The following is a 15,733-nucleotide window of genomic DNA, read 5'->3' as shown; positions in this document are numbered from 1 at the left end:
GGGGACGACGGGACGCCAATCGGCCTCCTGAGCTGCGGGAACTGTCGTACCCCCGGCCTAGCGTGCGGGTATGTCGATCGGGTCGGTGCCGCGGCTGGTCGGCGTGCCGGTCGCGGTGTCGCCGTCGGAGGTGGTGTCGGCGCGGTCGGCGGACCTGGAGCTGGTCGCCGACATCTGGTCCACCGACGCCCACATGGCTCGCGAGCACGCGAAGCAGGCGGCGGTCATCGCCGAGCTCGCCCGGCGACGGCGGGTGTCGCGGGATGCGGACTCCGGGCCGCGCGGCGGGGCGGGTCAGGATGCGCAGGCGGTGCGGCCGGCTGCGCTGGCCGATGTGTCCGAGGACTTCGTGACCGAGCTGGCCGTCATCCGCGGCTGCTCGGACGGCGAGGCCTCGAAGTTGGCCGTCGAGGCGCTCGTGTTGACCGGCAAGCTGGCCGCGACCTGGTCGGAGCTGTGGTGCGGGCGGATCACCATCCGCAAGGCACGGATCCTGCTCGACCTGCTCGGCGATGCGTCGGACGAGGTGGCCGCGTACGTGCAGGCGAAGGTGCTCCCGGCTGCGGAGGAGTGCGAGCCGTCCCGGCTGGCCGACCGGGCCCGCTACCACCTCTACCGGGCCGACGCCGAGGCGAAGGACCGTCGCCGCCGGGAGGCGGAGAGCAGGGCCGACATCCACGTCGAGCGCACGACGGAGGGGATGGGCCAGCTGGTCATCGACGGCCCGCTTCCGCTGGTGCACGCCGCCCGCGACGCGCTGGGTCAGCACGCCCGCTGGCGGCGCGCCGACGGCGATGCCCGTCCGATCGGCGTGCTGCGGTCGACGACGGCCTTCGACCTGATCCTGCGCCCGTGGGACACCTCTCGGCCGCCGGTCACCGCCGTCCTGACCGTGCACGCCGCGATCCCGTCACTGCGTTCCGACGCGGCGGCAGACGCCCCGCCGGCTGAGCTGGACGGGCAGGTGGTCACGGCCGCCCAGTGCCGCGAGGTCCTGGCCGACCTCGACATGCTCGACCTGACCGCACCGCCGACCGGCGGCTCGATCCTCATCGCCCTCGACGACCCCACCACCGGCCAGACCGTCGCCGTGGCCACCCGCGCCGAACTGAAGCGGGCAGCCGGGACCGGCCGCCGCATCCGCCGCCGAGGCCGCACCCGCCCCGAGCGCGACACCGCGGACGGGCCGGGGCTGCGGCTGCCACCAGCTACGCCGGCCTACCGCCACACCGCCGCCCAGCACCGACTTGTGACCACCCGCGACCGGCACTGCCGCATGCCCGGCTGCCGTCGACCACCCGGCCGCTGCGACCTCGACCACGTCACGGCGTACGCCGACGGCGGGCCCACCGCCTGCGAGAACCTGTGCTGCCTGTGCCGCCGCCACCACCGCATCAAGACCTTCGCCCGCGGCTGGGCCTTCACCCTGCTGCCCGACGGCCGGCTCGTCGTCCGCACCCCCGCAGGGGTCACCCGCACCACCCGACCACCCGGCTGGGCCCACGACCCCGAACCCGACCCACCCTGGCTCGACGAGACCGCCCCACCCGACCCGGGCCGCCGGTGACCGGGATGGCTGCCGTGCGGTCCCGGAGGTGGCGTCCGGGGCGGTGTCCCCAGATGGGCGCGTCCGGCTTGACGGCGTCGCGGGGGTCGGGTCTACTCGTCGTGTTCGAACACGCGTTCGAACAGCGTCGCTCCCCGCGTCCACCGGGTCTTCCCCCTCGGCGGTCGTGGTGCGGGTCGACGCGCCGGGTGCGAGCGGTGGGGAGGCTGACATGAGCCGGGTGCTGAGCGAGGTCGGCGGTCGGGTCGGCGAGGAGGTCCAGGTCGAGCGCGGCCCGCTCGGCCCGGTCCAGTTCTGGCGCGGCGAGTCCCGCTACGTCGTGGGGGAGCTGCTCGACTCGTGGGTGGAGACCCCGGCCTGGTGGCAGCGCGCGACCGCCGGCGGCGCCTCGGGTGACCTGGTCTCCACGCGGGAGGTGTGGCGGTTGGAGGCGGTGCGGGCCGGCCGGTCGCGGATGAGCTTCGCCGGTGTCTACGACCTGTCCTGGGATGCCACGGAGAACCGCTGGTCCCTCGTGCGGGTGCACGACTGATGGGCGCGCTGCGAGCCATGCCCTACGACCGCCCGTCCTACGAGCGTCTGGCCTACGACCGGTCCGACGGTCAGCTGCCGCTGCCCCCGCCGGTGCCGGCGGCCGCCGCCGGGTTGCTCGACCAGGCCCGGCGCGGGCTGATCGAGGCCGCCGCCGCGACCGATCCGCGGGAGCGGTACGCCACCGCGCACCTCGCGGCGCTGCGGGGCGCCGCGGCGATGCTGGCCGCCCGCACCCGGCCCGAGAGCGGCCGCCGGCGGCCGCGCAGCGCCTGGGTGCTGCTCGGCGAGGTCGCTCCCGAGATGGGGGAGTGGGCCACCTTCTTCGCCGCCGGTGCCGCCAAGCGGGCCGCGGCCGAGGCCGGGTTGTCCCACGCGGTCACCGAGCGCGAGGCCGACGACCTGGTCCGCGACGTCGAGGCCTTCCTCGGCGTGCTCGAGACCGGTCTGACGCAGCTCCCGGAGCCGGCTCCCCGGCCCCGGGTGGTCGGCGGCACCGCCCACCGCGGCGGTGTCTCCGGCAGCGGCACCCGTCCCCGGCGGTGAGCGACCCCTTCGTCCACCTGCACGTCGCCTCGGGCTACTCCATGCGCTACGGGGCCAACCACCCCGCTGACCTGGTCACCCGCGCCGCCGAGCACGGCATGCAGGCGCTGGCGCTGACCGACCGCGACGGCCTCTACGGCGCGGTCAAGTTCGCGCTGGCCTGCCGGGCGGCCGACATCCGCCCGCTGTTCGGCGTGGACCTCGCCGTCACCGCCTCGGTCGACAGCAGCGTCCCCCCGGCGCTCGCGCACGCCCTCGGCACCGGACCGTCGGGGGTGGCGGGAGCCCGGCACCGCGCGCGCCGGCCGCTCCCGCCCGACCCGGACGATCAGGGAGAGGGTGAGAGTTGGCGCAGTCCCCGCCGGTCACCGGCCCGCGGCGGGGCCAGCGTGGACCCACGCCTGCCCCGGGTCACCTTCCTGGCCCGCGACGGCGCCGGCTGGCGGTCGCTGTGCCGGCTCACCAGCGCCACCCACCTGCGCGGCACCCGCGGCGAGCCGGTCAGCTCGCTGGCGATGGCCGCCGAGCACCCGCTCGGGCTGGTCGCGCTGCTCGGGCCGGACTCCCCGGTGGGCCGGGCACTGACCGCCGGCCGGGCCGACGTCGCCGCCGCCCGCCTGTCGGCCTGGCGTGCGGTGTTCGGGCCCGGGCAGTTGGCCCTGGAGGTCGTGCACCACCGCGGTCGCGGCGACCGCTCCCGGGCGCAGGCGATGCTGCGGTTCGCCAACGAGACCGGCATGCCGGTGGTGCTCAGCAACGCCGTCCGGTACGTCGACGCCATGGACGCGCCCACTGCCGACGTGCTCGACGCCTCCCGGCGCCTGGTCGCCCTCGACCAGCGGCACGTCGACCGGCGCACCGCCGAGGGCTACCTGAAGTCGGGCAAGGAGATGGCCGACGTCGCCGAGGACCTCGTCGGCCCCGACCGCGCCGCCGCGCTCCGCCTCCTCGAGCGCACCGCCCGGCTGGCCGAGCAGTGCGTGGTCGACGTCCGGGAGGACCTCGGCATCGGCACCGTGCGCTACCCCGAGCTCGACGTCGTCACCACGCCCGCCGAGGCCGGGATGGGCCCGGCGCAGGTGCTGCGCGCCCGCTGCGAGGCGGGGCTGGGCCGGCGCGGGATGCCCCTGTCGCAGCAGGTCGAGCGGCGGCTGGACGAGGAGCTCGCCGTCATCGAGCAGCTCGGCTACCCCTCCTACTTCCTCACCGTCGCCGACGTCGTCGACCTCATCAAGAGCTTGAGGGTCCGGGCGGCGGCGCGCGGATCCGGTGCGGGCAGCCTGGTCACCTACCTGCTGGGCATCTCCGACGTCGACCCGCTGCGCTACGGCCTGCTGATGGAGCGCTTCCTCTCCCCGCTGCGCCACCAGCTGCCCGACGTCGACATCGACGTGGAGTCCGCCCGCCGCATGGAGGTCTACGACGCGGTGATCGACCGCTTCGGCGCCCACCGGGTCAGCTGCATCTCGATGATGGACACCTACCGGGTGCGCCACGCCATCCGCGACGTCGGCGCCGCCCTGGGGCTGCCCCCGGCCGAGGTCGACGCGGTGGCCAAGGCCTTCCCGCACATCCGGGCCAACCAGGTGCACGCCGCGCTCAAGGACCTCCCGGAGCTGCGCGCCAGCCGGATGGGCTCCAAGCGCGGCGGCGGCTCCGGCGACCTCGACCTGCTGTTCGACCTCGTCGCCCGGCTCGACGGGCTGCCCCGGCACATCGCGCTGCACCCCTGCGGCGTGCTGCTGTCCGACGCCACGCTGCTCGACCGCACCCCGGTCGAGAACAGCTACCTCGGCTACCCGATGAGCCAGTTCGACAAGGACGACGTCGAGGAGCTGGGGCTGCTCAAGCTCGACCTGCTCGGCATCCGCATGCAGTCGGCGATCGCGCACGCCCTCGACGAGGTGGCGCGAGTCGACGGGGAGACCGTCGACATCGACGCGATCCCGCGCGACGACCCGACCACGTTCGAGCTGATCCGCAGCACCCGCACCCTCGGCATGTTCCAGATCGAGTCGCCCGGCCAGCGCGAGCTGGTCGGCAAGTTCGGGCCGGAGTCGTTCGAGGACATCGTCATCGACATCTCGCTGTTCCGTCCCGGACCGGTGAAGAGCGACATGGTGACCCCGTTCCTCATGGCCCGGAACGGCTGGCGGGAGCCGGTGTACCCGCACCCCGACCTCGCGCCCTACCTCGAGCAGACCGCGGGGGTGGTGGTCTTCCACGAGCAGGTGCTGCAGATCGTGTCGCAGATGACCGGCTGCGACCTCGCCCAGGCCGACGAGGCCCGCCGCGCACTGGGCGACCGCGACCTGCACGAGGAGGTGCGCACCTGGTTCATGCCGGTGGCGCTGCGGCGCTACCCGGTCGAGGTGGTCGAGCAGGTGTGGCAGGTCCTGGTCGCCTTCGGCTCGTTCGGCTTCTGCAAGGCCCACGCCGCGGCCTTCGCCCTGCCCACCTACCAGTCGGCGTGGCTGAAGACCCACCACACCGCGGCCTTCCTCGCCGGGGTGCTCACCCACGACCCCGGCATGTACCCGAAGCGGCTGATCCTCGACGACGCCCGCAACTTCGGCGTCCGCGTGCTCGGGCTGGACGTCAACGCCTCCGGCGCCACCTACCGCGTGGAGCGGGTGGAGCCCGGCCGGCCGGAGGACGACGAGGAGGCCCCGCGCGGGTGGCGGCGGCCGGAGTGGATGCCACCGGCGGTGCCCGACCCCTCCCGGCACGGCATCCGGCTCTCCCTCGCCGACGTCAAGGGCATCTCCGGCGACGAGGTGTCCCGGGTCGTCGCCGGCCAGCCCTACCGCTCGCTCAACGACTTCTGGCAGCGCGCGTCGGTGTCCCGGCCGGTCGTCGAGCGGCTGGTGCTGGCCGGCGGGTTCGACTCCCTCTACGGCTTCGGCGTGCGCGACCGCGAGGCCGGCCGGCCCACCCGCAGCCGTACCGCGGTCACCCGCCGCGACCTGCTGCTGCAGATCAGCGAGCTGGACCGGTGGAGCCGCAGCGGCGCCCGGGCCGGTGCGGTCGGCCAGCTGAGCCTCGACCTGCTCGGTGTCGACCTGCCCGACGAGGCGGAGGCCGACGCGAGCGGGACCGGGGAGCCGGAGGAGACCGCGCTCGGCTGGGCGGCCGGCAGCGGGCTGCCCGAGTTCACCGACGCCGAACTGGTCCGCGCCGAGCTCGAGGTGCTCGGCCTGGACGCCAGCCGGCACGTCGTCGACTTCTACCGCCGCTTCCTGTCGGCCATCGGGGCGGTGCCGGCCGGGGAGCTGCTGGGCTGCCGGAGCGGGTCGGAGGTGCTCGTCGCCGGCGTGAAGGTGGCCACCCAGACCCCGCCCATCCGCTCCGGGCGCCGGGTGGTCTTCGTGACCCTCGACGACGGAACCGGCTGCACCGACTCCACCTTCTTCGAGGACGTGCAGGGGCCCTACGCCGCGACGGTCTTCCACTCGTGGCTGCTGGTGATCCGCGGGGTGCTGCGGCGCACCGGCCCGCGCGGGGTGTCGATCCGGGCCACCGGGGCGTGGGAGCTGCCGGCCCTGTACGAGTCCTGGGAGACCGGCGGCCTGGCCGCGGTCGCCGAGCAGATGGCCGCACCGGGCGCCTACACCGAGCAGGCCATCGCCGGGGCCGCCGCCTCGCACGGCTCGCGGCCGGTGGTGGTCAAGCCGGTGCTCGTCCACCCCACCGGTTTCCGGATGTCGCCCTACGCCGACATCAAGCCCGCCGGGGAGGACGCCGGGACCGCCGCGCGACGGGCTGCGGCGTCCGCGCCCCGGAAGCTGTGGCACTCCAGCCCCGGCAGCAGTGGCCACTGACCGACGGCGGAGCTCAGGACCCGCCGTCGATCAGCCGGGCCATGAGCCGGTGGAAGTGCCGGACCTCCTCGGGGTGCCAGTCCTGGGTGAGCCGGCCGAACACCTCCTCCTGCCACCGGTGGGCGGCCTCGACCAGGTGCTCGCCCGCGGCGGTCACCACGACCCGTCGCTGCCGCCGGTCCCCGCGGGCCGCCGTGTCCGCGAGCAGCCCTCGGCCGACCGCCTCGGCGACCAGGCGGCTGGCTCCGGAGTGGTCCAGTCCCAGGTGTTCGGCGACGTCGCGCACCGACGCGGCTGCCGGCGCCCGGGTCGAGACCGCCTCGACGGCCATCACGTCCCGGCCCCGCACCGATCCGGCCGCCTCCCCGGTCGCCGTCCAGCGGCGCGACCAGTGGCGGACGAACCGGAACAGCGTCTGCCCCGGACCGGGCGGCTCCGGCCCGGTCACGGCCGCAGGCCGGACTCGAGCGCCAGGACCTCCGCGAGCGCCGACGCCACCTGCAGCGCCTCCTGGGCGGACGGGTACCGCAGCGCCGCGCACACCCGCTCGCCCGCGGTGACGAAGCAGGTGGCGATCTCGGCCCCCTCCGGGTCCTCGGGCCAGGTGGCGTGCTGCTCGACCACGGTCACCCGCGCGCCCACCGGGTGCCAGCGCCGCGCGTCCATCGAGATCCGCGACCGCTCGATCCAGGCGACGAACTCCTCGGCCGGAACTCGTCCCGCACCGCGCGGCCCGCTGACCACCACCGGATCGGTCACCGTGCGCATCGCCGCCGCGGTGTTCCCCGCGTTCACCGCGGCGTGCCACCGGCGCACGACTCCGTCCTCCTCGACGTCCATGAGCCCAATGTATGCGAAACGCACGCATCCCCGGACCGTCAGGATGGAGCCGTGACCCGGGACCTGCGCGTCTGCTTCGTCGGCGACTCCTTCGTGGCCGGCGTCGGCGACCCCGAGCACCTCGGCTGGACCGGCCGGCTGGCCGCCCGCAGCGAGCGCGACGGCCGGCCGCTCACCCGCTACGTCCTCGGCGTCCGCCGGCAGACCAGCGCCGAGATCGCCGCCCGGTGGGCGGCCGAGTGCGCGCCCCGCCTGACCGGCGGGGACTGGGAGTCGCGGGTGGTGCTCTCCCTCGGCGTCAACGACACGACGGAGGAGGACGGCGCCCCGCGGTTGGCGCCGGCGCGGTCGGTCGCCGCCCTGGGCGAGATGCTCACCGGCGCGGCCTCCGCCGGCTGGCCGGTCCTCGTGGTCGGCCCGCCGTCCGTGGCCGACGACGCCCAGAACCAGCGGATCGCCGCCCTCGACGACCGCTTCGGCAGCGTCTGCGCCGACTCCGGCGTGCCTTACGTCCCGGTCGCGCGGGCGCTCGCCGCCGACCCGACCTGGCGGCGGGAGGTCGCCACCGGCGACGGCGCCCACCCCGGGTCGGCCGGCTACGCGGTGCTGGCCGACCTCGTCTCCCCGCACTGGGAGCGGTGGCTCGCCGGACCGCGATGAGTCCGCCACCCCCGGGACGTCCTACCTCTGCCCGGGACACGCAGAAGAGAAGGACGACACCATGCCGAAGACCGTGATCTGCCTGTGGTTCGACACCGAGGCCGTGGAGGCGGCGCGCTTCTACACCTCCGTCTGGCCCGACTCCGAGATCCTCGACGACCTCACCTACGGCGAGGAGGACCCGGAGCGGGAGGGCGAGCCGCTCACCGTGAGCTGGCGTCTGGGCGACACCGAGTACATGGGCCTCAACGGCGGGAAGCAGGACTGGGCCTTCAGCGAGGCCATCTCCTTCCAGATCATGTGCGCCGACCAGGCCGAGGTCGACCACTACTGGGACCGGCTGACCGACGGCGGCGAGGAGAGCCAGTGCGGCTGGCTGAAGGACCGCTTCGGCGTCTCCTGGCAGGTCGTGCCCACCCGGCTGATGGAGCTCCAGGCCGACCCCGACCCGGACCGCCGCCAGCGCGCCGTCCAGGCGATGTTCACGATGCGCAAGATCGTCATCGCCGACCTGGAGCGCGCCGCCGACGCGGTGCCGGCCTGAGGTCTCCGGCCGGTCGGGGACGGCGGCACTAGGCTCGGACGGGTGCCGCCCTCCGCCTCCGCCACACCCGCCGGGGAGCAGCTGCCCGCCCGTACCGCCGCCGTCTGGGCCGCCCTCGACCCGCTCGTCGCCGGCGGCACGTCGCTCCGGGTCCTCGACGTCGGCGGCGGCAGCGGCACCCTCGCGGTCCCGCTGGCCCGGCTCGGCCACCAGGTGACCGTCGTCGACCCGAGCGCCGACGCCCTCGCCACCCTGCGCCGCCGCGCCGACACCGCCGGGGTGGGCGACAACGTCCACGCCGTCCAGGGCGACGGCGACCGGTTGCACGAGCTGCCCCTCGGCGGCGCCGCGGGCGACTACGACCTCGCGCTGTGCCACGCGGTGCTCGAGGTCGTCGACGACCCCGCCGTCACCCTTGGCGAGGTCGCCCGCGCCGTCCGCTCCGGCGGCACGGTCAGCGTCGCCACCGCCAACCGCGCCGGCGCCGTCCTCGCGCGGGCGCTCGCCGGCCACCCGGTGGAGGCGCTCGCCCTGGTCGACGACCGCGACCCGGCGCCGGGCCGCAGCCGTCCGGCCGCCCGCCGCTTCGCACCCGGGGACCTGCTGGCGCTCGTCCGCGACGCCGGACTGGAGCCGGGGGAGTGGCGCGGCGTCTCCGTCGTCGCCGACCTGCTCGGGGCCGCCTCCGGTGCCGACTCCGACGCCGTGCGCCGGCTGGAGCTCCGGCTGGCGGAGGTCTCGCCCTACCGGGACGCCGCCGCCGGCCTGCACGTCCTCGCCACCCGCCCGTGAGCCACCCGCCCGTGAGCACGGCCCTCCCCGCAGACCTGGCCGCCCCCGCCTACGGGCGCTCGACGCTGGCCGACGTCCTGCCCGGCGTAGCCACCGCCCTCGGCGCGACGGTGCGCCGCGGGGACCTGCCCCCCGACCCCCTGGGCCTCACGGGCGCCCTGGCCGGTGCCCGCCGCGTCGCCGTCCTCCTGGTCGACGGGCTGGGCGCTGACCTCCTGCGGCAGCACGCGGGCATCGCGCCCACGCTCGCCGCGCTCGACACCCCCGCCGGCGACCTCACCGCCCCCTGCCCGAGCACCACCCCGGTCAGCCTCACCACGCTCGGCACCGGCCTGCCGCCGGGCAGCCACGGGATCCTCGGCTTCGTGACGGCGGTTCCCGGTGAGGACCGCGCGCTCAACCACACGCAGTGGGCCGACGACCCCGACCCGCGCGCGTGGCAGTCGCAGCGCACGGTCTTCGAGCAGGCCGCCGACGCCGGCATCGCCGTCACGGCCGTGGCGCCCTACGCCTACCGCGGCTCGGGCCTGTCCGACGCCGCCTACCGGGGCGCGGCCTACAGCGGCACCGTCGGCGCGGGCGACCTCGCCGCCGGCCTGGTGCAGGCGCTCGCGGCCGGCCCGCGCGCCCTCGCCTACGGCTACACGCCCGAGCTGGACCTCACCGGGCACGTCCGCGGCGTCGACTCGCCGGCCTGGCGGGCCCAGCTGGCGCTGGTCGACCGCCTGGTCGAGCAGGTCCTCGCCGGCCTGCCCGACGACGCGGCCCTGCTGGTCACCGCCGACCACGGGATGCTCGACGTCCCCGAGTACACCCGGTTCGACGTCGACGACGAGCCGGAGCTGCTCGAGGGCGTCCGGCTGCTCGCCGGCGAGCCGCGCGCCCGCTACGTGCACGCCGTCCCCGGTGCCGCCGAGGACCTGGTGCAGCGCTGGCGCGCCGTCCTCGGTGACCGGGCGTGGGTCGTCTCGCGGGAGGAGGCCGTCGCCTCCGGGGTGTTCGGTCCGGTCGAGGACGCCCTGGCCGCCCGGATCGGCGACGTCGTCGCTCTCGCCCGCGGCAGCTGGGCGCTCACCGCCACCCGTCAGGAGCCCGGTCCCAGCCGGCTCGCCGCCTACCACGGCTCCCTCACCGGGGTGGAGCTCGCCATCCCGCTGTTGCTCGCCCGCGGCCGGGCTCTGCAGTGACGACGAGGAGAACCCCATGACCGCGCCGAAGAGCGTCACCTTCCAGACCACCGTCACCGCGGTCGGCAACAACACCGGCATCGAAGTGCCCGCCGAGCTGATCGCCGAGCTCGGTGCCGGCAAGCGGCCGCCCGTGCTGGTCGACCTGGACGGCCACGGGTACCGCACCACCGTCGGCGTCATGGGCGGCACCGCGATGGTGAGCGTCAGCGCCGCCGTCCGGAAGGCCACCGGCCTGGCCGGCGGCGACCCGGTCACCGTCACGCTGACCGTCGCCGACACCCCGCGCGAGGTCGACGTCCCGGACGACCTCGCGGCGGCACTCGCCGCTGACCCTCCGGCCGGCGCCTTCTTCGCGGGCCTGTCCAACAGCCTGCAGCGCTACCACTGCGACCAGGTCACCGGCGCGAAGACGGCCGAGACGCGGCAGCGGCGGATCGACAAGGCGCTCGCGCTGTTCCGCGAGGGCAAGCAGCGCTAGAGCCGGCGGCGCTCCGTCGAGGTCGTCGTCCGGCCGCCCGAGGAGACGGCGGTCGAGACCACCTCCCACACGCGGGCGTGCGCCTCGTGGGTGGCCGAGCAGGTCAGCCGGAACGCTTGCTCGGTCGGCCGGCACTCGACCGTCACGAGGACGTCGCCGTCGGCCCCCGCGAGCGCGACCTCCCAGCGCTCGACGGGCTGGCCGGCGGGGGTCACCCGGGTCGCCCGCCGGGCGGGCAGGTCGTCGACGCCGAGCAGCCCGAGCTCGGTCCGCGCGTGGTGCTGCGCGGCCTGCACCGCCGGCGGCAGCCCGGCGCGCCCGCGCAGCCAGGGCAGCGCCACCTGGTCCTTCGCGTGCGCGGCGAGCAGTTCCGCGCCGTCCCCGGGCACCCGCCCGTAGTAGACGCCCAGCGGCAGGACGACGACGTTGGCGGCGAACCGGTCGCCGCCCAGGTGGCTGCACTCCCAGACGTCCGCACCGGCCTCGAGCAGTCCGCGCGCCACCGGCCGGCCGCGCAGGGCGCAGCAGGCGTCGTGCCCGCCGTGGCTGCAGACCAGGTAGCTGAGCTCGTCGCGGCGCTCGCCGACGCTGCCGTCCCACGGCGCATCGGCGATCTCGGCGTCGGACCCGCGCACCGACCACCAGGCGCCCTGCCGGCCCGGGCGGCCGTCGACGTAGGCCCAGCGGTGCCCGGTCTCGCCCGCGCGTGCGTCCGGACGCCGGATGAGCAGCACCCGCACGCCCTCCGACCGCGCCCGCTGCGCCAGCCGGGCCGCCACCAGCGGGTCGATCCGCGACTGCAGGAGCGCGTCCCGCCCCCACGGGCCGGGCTGCTCCACCAGCACCCAGCGCTGAGCCGGGGCGGCGGTGGCGGTGGGGGAGTCGCCCCGGTTCGCCGCCCGCACCGAGCACCGGGTCTCGTCGAGCTTCCCGGCCGGGCGGGGGGAGCGGGGGGCGGGCGTGTCCCCGTCCTGTCCCGCGAGCGCCGTCACGGGGCCCATCGTGCACCGCGCCTCACGCGGGAGGCAGCACCGCGTCGGCGACGACCGCGATCGACTCGGTCAGCAGGCGGCGCGCCAGCGTCAGCTGGTCGTCCCGGTCGAGGCCCGGGAGGTCGGCGACCTTCAGCTCACCGGTCGTGAGCAGAGCGGCCAGTGCCGGCCCGGTGTCCGCGGGGAAGTCGTGCCGGCGGCGGCCCGCGACGAGCACGACCCGGCCGCCGTCGGGCTCGCGGAGCTGGCAGCGCAGCCGGGTGCGCAGGGTGAGCACGGTGTCGGCCGACAGGGCGGCGACCGCCGTGGCCTGGGTCAGCGGGGAGACCGGCTCGGGGCGGACCTGCGCCCAGGCGTGCCCGCGCAGCCGGTCGGCGACCTCGGCCGGGTCCACCCGGTCCAGCCAGTCCCGCAGCCCGGAGAGGACGGCGGCCACGTCGTCGGTGGTCGCGTCCGGGTCGGCCAGGTCCACGCCCAGGGGCAGCGACCGGCGGAGCTCCACGTCGTCGGCGGCGAGCTCGCGGACGAGGTCCAGCGCGGCCTCGGCCGCGGACCACCGGGTGACCGAGTGCACGCCGACGGTCAGGTGGGCGCTGATCTCGCCGAGCGCGGTGGCGGCGTGCAGGTAGCCGCGCGGCAGGTAGAGGACGTCGCCGGGGCGCAGCACCGCGTCGATCACCGGCTCGCCCTCGGCCGCGGCGGCGACCTCGTCGCGGTGCTGCTCCCAGGGCTGGGAGCGCAGCGGGTCGGGGTGCACCGGGGGGTGGATGCGCCAGTGCTTCTCGCCGGCGATCTGCAGCACGAACACGTCGTGCACGTCGTAGTGGGCGGCGAACCCGCGCGACGACGGCGGGGTCACGTAGGCGTTGACCTGCGTGGGGTGCCCCAGGTCGGCGGCGAGCTGGTCGGCGAACTCGATCAGCGGCGGCCAGAGCCGGTGCAGCCCCTGGAGGACGACGGTGCTGCCCTCCGCGAACAGCCGCAGCACCGCGTCGGAGGAGACCTGGTCGGCGACCTCGGCGCCCGCGCCGCCGGAGGTGGTGAAGCGCTTCGCGTCGACGACGGCGCCGTCCTTGGCGATGCGCAGGAACGGCGTCCGCAGGCCGCGCCGGGACAGCAACTCGTCGATCGCGGCGAGGTCGAGCAGGTCGGAGAAGTCCGCGCCGGTGTCGGCGGCACGGGTCAGCAGGGGCCGGCGGGCCCAGTGCTCCGCGGCGAAGGTCCGCGGGTCGAGGGAGGTGCACCGGCGCAGGGCCGGCCGGTCGACGACCGGCCGGCCCCGTCCGGTGAGGTCGGAGGTCAGGCGGAACCGTCCGCGCCGCCGTCGGCCCCACCGTCGGCACCGCCGTCGCCGCCACCGGCACCACCGTCGGCCGGGCCGTGCTTCGCGCCGCTGTCGGCACCGCCGTCGGCGCCACCGTCACCGGCACCGCTGTCCGCGCCGCCGTCCGCGCCGCCGTCGGCACCGCCGTCCGCACCGCCGTCAGCACCGCCGTCGGAACCGCCGCCGACGGCGCCGCCGTCGGCCGGGCCCTCGGTGCTGGTCATGTCCTCGTCGTCGAGCGCCATGCTGCTCCCATCCGTCGTGGGCCACCGAACGGTGGCCCGCCGAACCTGCCTTACCTCGATCATCGTGCCCTCACACACAGGCGCTGACCAGCGGAGATCCGGCCCGGGAGAGGGCGGGGCAACGGGTCGGTCACGACACGCCGCCGACGTGCCGGACGGACCGGACGGGCCGTACTGTCCTCCCATCGGGTCGAACACCAGTTCGAGAGAGTGGAGGTGCGGGGTGGTCCGGGCGGTCGGGCGTACGGGGGAGCGCGCAGCGGGATGCACCGTGCTGCACGTGGACATGGACGCCTTCTTCGCCAGCGTGGAGGTGCGCCGGCACCCGGAGCTGGCGGGCACGCCGGTGATCGTCGGCGGGCAGGGCAACCGCGGCGTGGTCACCTCCGCCACCTACGAGGCGCGCCGCTACGGGGTGCACGCCGCGATGCCGACCGCCCGCGCGCTGCGGCTGTGCCCGACCGCCACGGTGCTGCCGGGGGACCTCGCGCTCTACGGGGAGGTCTCGCGCTCGGTCATGGCCCTCTTCCGGTCGATCACGCCACTGGTCGAGCCGCTGTCGCTGGACGAGGCCTTCCTCGACGTCTCCGGCGCCGGGCGCCGGCTCGGCGACGCCGTCGCGATCGGGGAGTACATCCGGGCGCGGGTCTTCGACGAGCAGGGCATCACGTGCTCGGTGGGCGTGGCGGGCACCAAGTTCGTCGCCAAGCTCGCCTCCACCTCCGCCAAGCCCGACGGGCTGCGGGTGGTCCGTCCCGCGGAGGTCATGGACTTCCTCCACCCGCTGCCGGTGGGCGCGCTGTGGGGGGTCGGGGCCAAGACCGAGGAGGTGCTCCTGCGGCTGGGCCTGCGCACCGTGGGCGACCTGGCGCACGTGCCCGCCCGGACGCTGCAGCGGGCGGTCGGCGCGGCCGCCGGCAGCCACCTGCACGAGCTGGCGTGGGGTCGCGACCCCCGCCGGGTCGTCCCCGGCGAGCCGGAGAAGTCGGCCGGTCACGAGGAGACCTTCGGCACCGACGTCGACGACCCCGTCGTCATCCACCGGGAGCTGCTGCGGCTGGCCGAGCGCACCGCCGGCCGGCTCCGGTCCGGCGGCTGGCTGGCGCGCACGGTGAGCATCAAGGTCCGCTTCGCCGACTTCGCCACGATCACCCGCAGTCGCACCCTCGACGTGCCGACCGACGTCGGGCAGGAGCTCTACGACACCGCCCGGGCGCTGTTCGACGCGCTGGGGCTGGACCGGGCCCGGATCCGGCTGGTCGGGGTGCGCGCCGAGCGCCTGGTCGACGCCGGCTCCGCGCCCCAGCAGCTCGAGCTCGGAGCCCGCGAGCACGGCCGCCGGGACGCCGAGCTCGCCGCCGACCGGGCCGCCCGCCGGTTCGGTGCCGGGGCGGTGCGCCCCGCGACGCTGCTGCACCGTGCGGGGGACCGGACCGGGTCGCCGGACCGGGACCGGAGCGTGCCCGGCCGCCGGGAACCCCAGGCCCCTCCCGCTCGTCGGATCCCCTGAGGCCACGAACCAGCCACGAACCGCCCCGAAACCCACCCCGAGGCCGCCGCGACCCCGCGCGGAGGCCCCGGAGGAGCTCCGGAGTCACCCCCCGGGAGTGATCTCGGGTGTCTACTCGGCGGGTCGAGGCAGACTCGCCTTTCGCGCCCCGCGAACGGCTCGTATCCTCGGTGTCACCGTCGGCGGGAGCCTCCGACGGCCATGGCTCCGCCCACATGGAGGTCCCGGTGCCGCTCTCAGAGCACGAGCAGCGACTGCTGGAGCAGATCGAGCGCGCCCTCGTCGACGACGATCCCAAGTTCGCCTCCTCCGTACGGACCGGCGACCGCCGGCTCAAGGCCCGGCGAAAGCTGCAACTCGGCGCCCTGCTGGTGCTGATCGGCCTGGGCCTGCTCATCGGCGGCGTCGCGAAGTGGATCCCGCTCGGGGTCGTCGGCTTCCTCGTGATGTTCGCCGGCGCGGCGCTCGCCGTCCTCAACTACCGATCGGCCACCGGTGCGCCCGAGCAGGCGTCCGGCGCCGCACCGGGCGCGAGCGGCCCCGCCGGCCGCGGCCGCGCGGGGAAGGCCCGTCGGCAGCCGCTGAAGAGCCGGCTCGAGGAGCGCTTCCGCCGCCGCTACGACCAGTAGCGACCACCAGCCCCGCACTCCCGGCAGCCGCCGTCCCCCCTGAGGGACGGCGGCTGCCGTCGTT

General features: G+C 76.1%; 16 protein-coding genes. 11 read left to right on the top strand and 5 right to left on the bottom strand.

Annotated elements, in window-relative coordinates; translation table 11 throughout:
- Nucleotides 1-70: 70 nt before the first annotated feature.
- The 4 genes from N555_RS26330 to N555_RS0122370 all read left to right on the top strand — a co-directional run bounded on the left by N555_RS26330 (nt 71) and on the right by N555_RS0122370 (nt 6,465).
- A complete protein-coding gene (locus N555_RS26330; protein WP_051684373.1) occupies nt 71-1,567 on the top strand; it encodes an HNH endonuclease signature motif containing protein in 1,497 nt (498 codons plus the stop codon).
- A 211-nt stretch (nt 1,568-1,778) separates the two neighbouring features.
- The gene (locus N555_RS0122380; protein WP_029433723.1) at nt 1,779-2,099 is read left to right on the top strand and encodes a DUF6504 family protein; all 321 of its coding nucleotides are present in this window, start codon (nt 1,779-1,781) and stop codon (nt 2,097-2,099) included.
- Between the two features lie 17 nt (nt 2,100-2,116).
- Nucleotides 2,117-2,644, top strand: coding sequence for an SAV_6107 family HEPN domain-containing protein (locus N555_RS0122375; protein ID WP_156036495.1), 528 nt, complete (start codon nt 2,117-2,119; stop codon nt 2,642-2,644).
- On the top strand, nt 2,641-6,465 hold the full coding sequence (locus N555_RS0122370; RefSeq protein WP_029433721.1) for a DNA polymerase III subunit alpha: 3,825 nt from the start codon (nt 2,641-2,643) through the stop codon (nt 6,463-6,465). The genes N555_RS0122375 and N555_RS0122370 overlap by 4 nt, the downstream gene beginning before the upstream one ends.
- A gap of 13 nt (nt 6,466-6,478) precedes the next feature.
- On the opposite strand, the gene N555_RS28480 is transcribed toward N555_RS0122370, so the two are convergent.
- Both N555_RS28480 and N555_RS28475 read right to left on the bottom strand, forming a co-directional pair.
- Nucleotides 6,479-6,913 carry a MarR family winged helix-turn-helix transcriptional regulator gene (locus N555_RS28480; RefSeq protein WP_029433720.1) on the bottom strand — a complete coding sequence of 145 codons (435 nt, stop codon included), beginning with the start codon at nt 6,911-6,913 and terminating at the stop codon, nt 6,479-6,481.
- Nucleotides 6,910-7,305 carry a nuclear transport factor 2 family protein gene (locus N555_RS28475; RefSeq protein ID WP_029433719.1) on the bottom strand — a complete coding sequence of 132 codons (396 nt, stop codon included), beginning with the start codon at nt 7,303-7,305 and terminating at the stop codon, nt 6,910-6,912. The genes N555_RS28480 and N555_RS28475 overlap by 4 nt, the downstream gene beginning before the upstream one ends.
- A gap of 51 nt (nt 7,306-7,356) precedes the next feature.
- Here N555_RS28475 and N555_RS0122355 point away from each other — a divergent pair, with 51 nt between their 5' ends.
- The 5 genes from N555_RS0122355 (at nt 7,357) to N555_RS0122335 (ending at nt 10,969) form a co-directional block, all read left to right on the top strand.
- Nucleotides 7,357-7,965: a GDSL-type esterase/lipase family protein gene (locus tag N555_RS0122355; RefSeq protein ID WP_051684372.1), complete on the top strand. Its 609-nt coding sequence runs from the start codon at nt 7,357-7,359 to the stop codon at nt 7,963-7,965.
- Nucleotides 7,966-8,026: 61 nt separating this feature from the next.
- Nucleotides 8,027-8,509, top strand: coding sequence for a VOC family protein (locus N555_RS0122350; RefSeq protein WP_029433717.1), 483 nt, complete (start codon nt 8,027-8,029; stop codon nt 8,507-8,509).
- Between the two features lie 42 nt (nt 8,510-8,551).
- Nucleotides 8,552-9,301 carry a methyltransferase domain-containing protein gene (locus N555_RS0122345; protein WP_029433716.1) on the top strand — a complete coding sequence of 250 codons (750 nt, stop codon included), beginning with the start codon at nt 8,552-8,554 and terminating at the stop codon, nt 9,299-9,301.
- Nucleotides 9,302-9,312: 11 nt separating this feature from the next.
- A complete protein-coding gene (locus N555_RS0122340) occupies nt 9,313-10,488 on the top strand; it encodes an alkaline phosphatase family protein (protein ID WP_231503092.1) in 1,176 nt (391 codons plus the stop codon).
- Between the two features lie 16 nt (nt 10,489-10,504).
- Entirely contained in the window at nt 10,505-10,969 is a 465-nt protein-coding gene (locus N555_RS0122335; RefSeq protein WP_029433714.1) for a YdeI/OmpD-associated family protein, read from the top strand.
- Here N555_RS0122335 and N555_RS26325 read toward each other — a convergent pair.
- The 3 genes from N555_RS26325 to N555_RS0122320 form a co-directional block, all read right to left on the bottom strand.
- Nucleotides 10,966-11,970, bottom strand: coding sequence for a sucrase ferredoxin (locus N555_RS26325; RefSeq protein ID WP_081866419.1), 1,005 nt, complete (start codon nt 11,968-11,970; stop codon nt 10,966-10,968). The genes N555_RS0122335 and N555_RS26325 overlap by 4 nt on opposite strands.
- 13 nt (nt 11,971-11,983) lie before the next feature.
- A complete protein-coding gene (locus N555_RS0122325) occupies nt 11,984-13,081 on the bottom strand; it encodes a cupin domain-containing protein (RefSeq protein WP_369794045.1) in 1,098 nt (365 codons plus the stop codon).
- Between the two features lie 179 nt (nt 13,082-13,260).
- Entirely contained in the window at nt 13,261-13,530 is a 270-nt protein-coding gene (locus tag N555_RS0122320) for a hypothetical protein (protein WP_029433711.1), read from the bottom strand.
- A gap of 286 nt (nt 13,531-13,816) precedes the next feature.
- Here N555_RS0122320 and dinB point away from each other — a divergent pair, with 286 nt between their 5' ends.
- On the top strand, nt 13,817-15,040 hold the full coding sequence (dinB, locus tag N555_RS0122315; RefSeq protein WP_231503117.1) for a DNA polymerase IV: 1,224 nt from the start codon (nt 13,817-13,819) through the stop codon (nt 15,038-15,040).
- A 227-nt stretch (nt 15,041-15,267) separates the two neighbouring features.
- Complete coding sequence (locus tag N555_RS0122310; protein ID WP_029433709.1) at nt 15,268-15,669, top strand: DUF3040 domain-containing protein; 402 nt, start codon at nt 15,268-15,270, stop codon at nt 15,667-15,669.
- Nucleotides 15,670-15,733 lie beyond the last annotated feature (64 nt).

This window comes from Blastococcus sp. URHD0036 (genome assembly GCF_000701365.1).
GTDB lineage: Bacteria > Actinomycetota > Actinomycetes > Mycobacteriales > Geodermatophilaceae > Trujillonella.
This window is presented reverse-complemented; position numbering and strand designations above follow the sequence as displayed.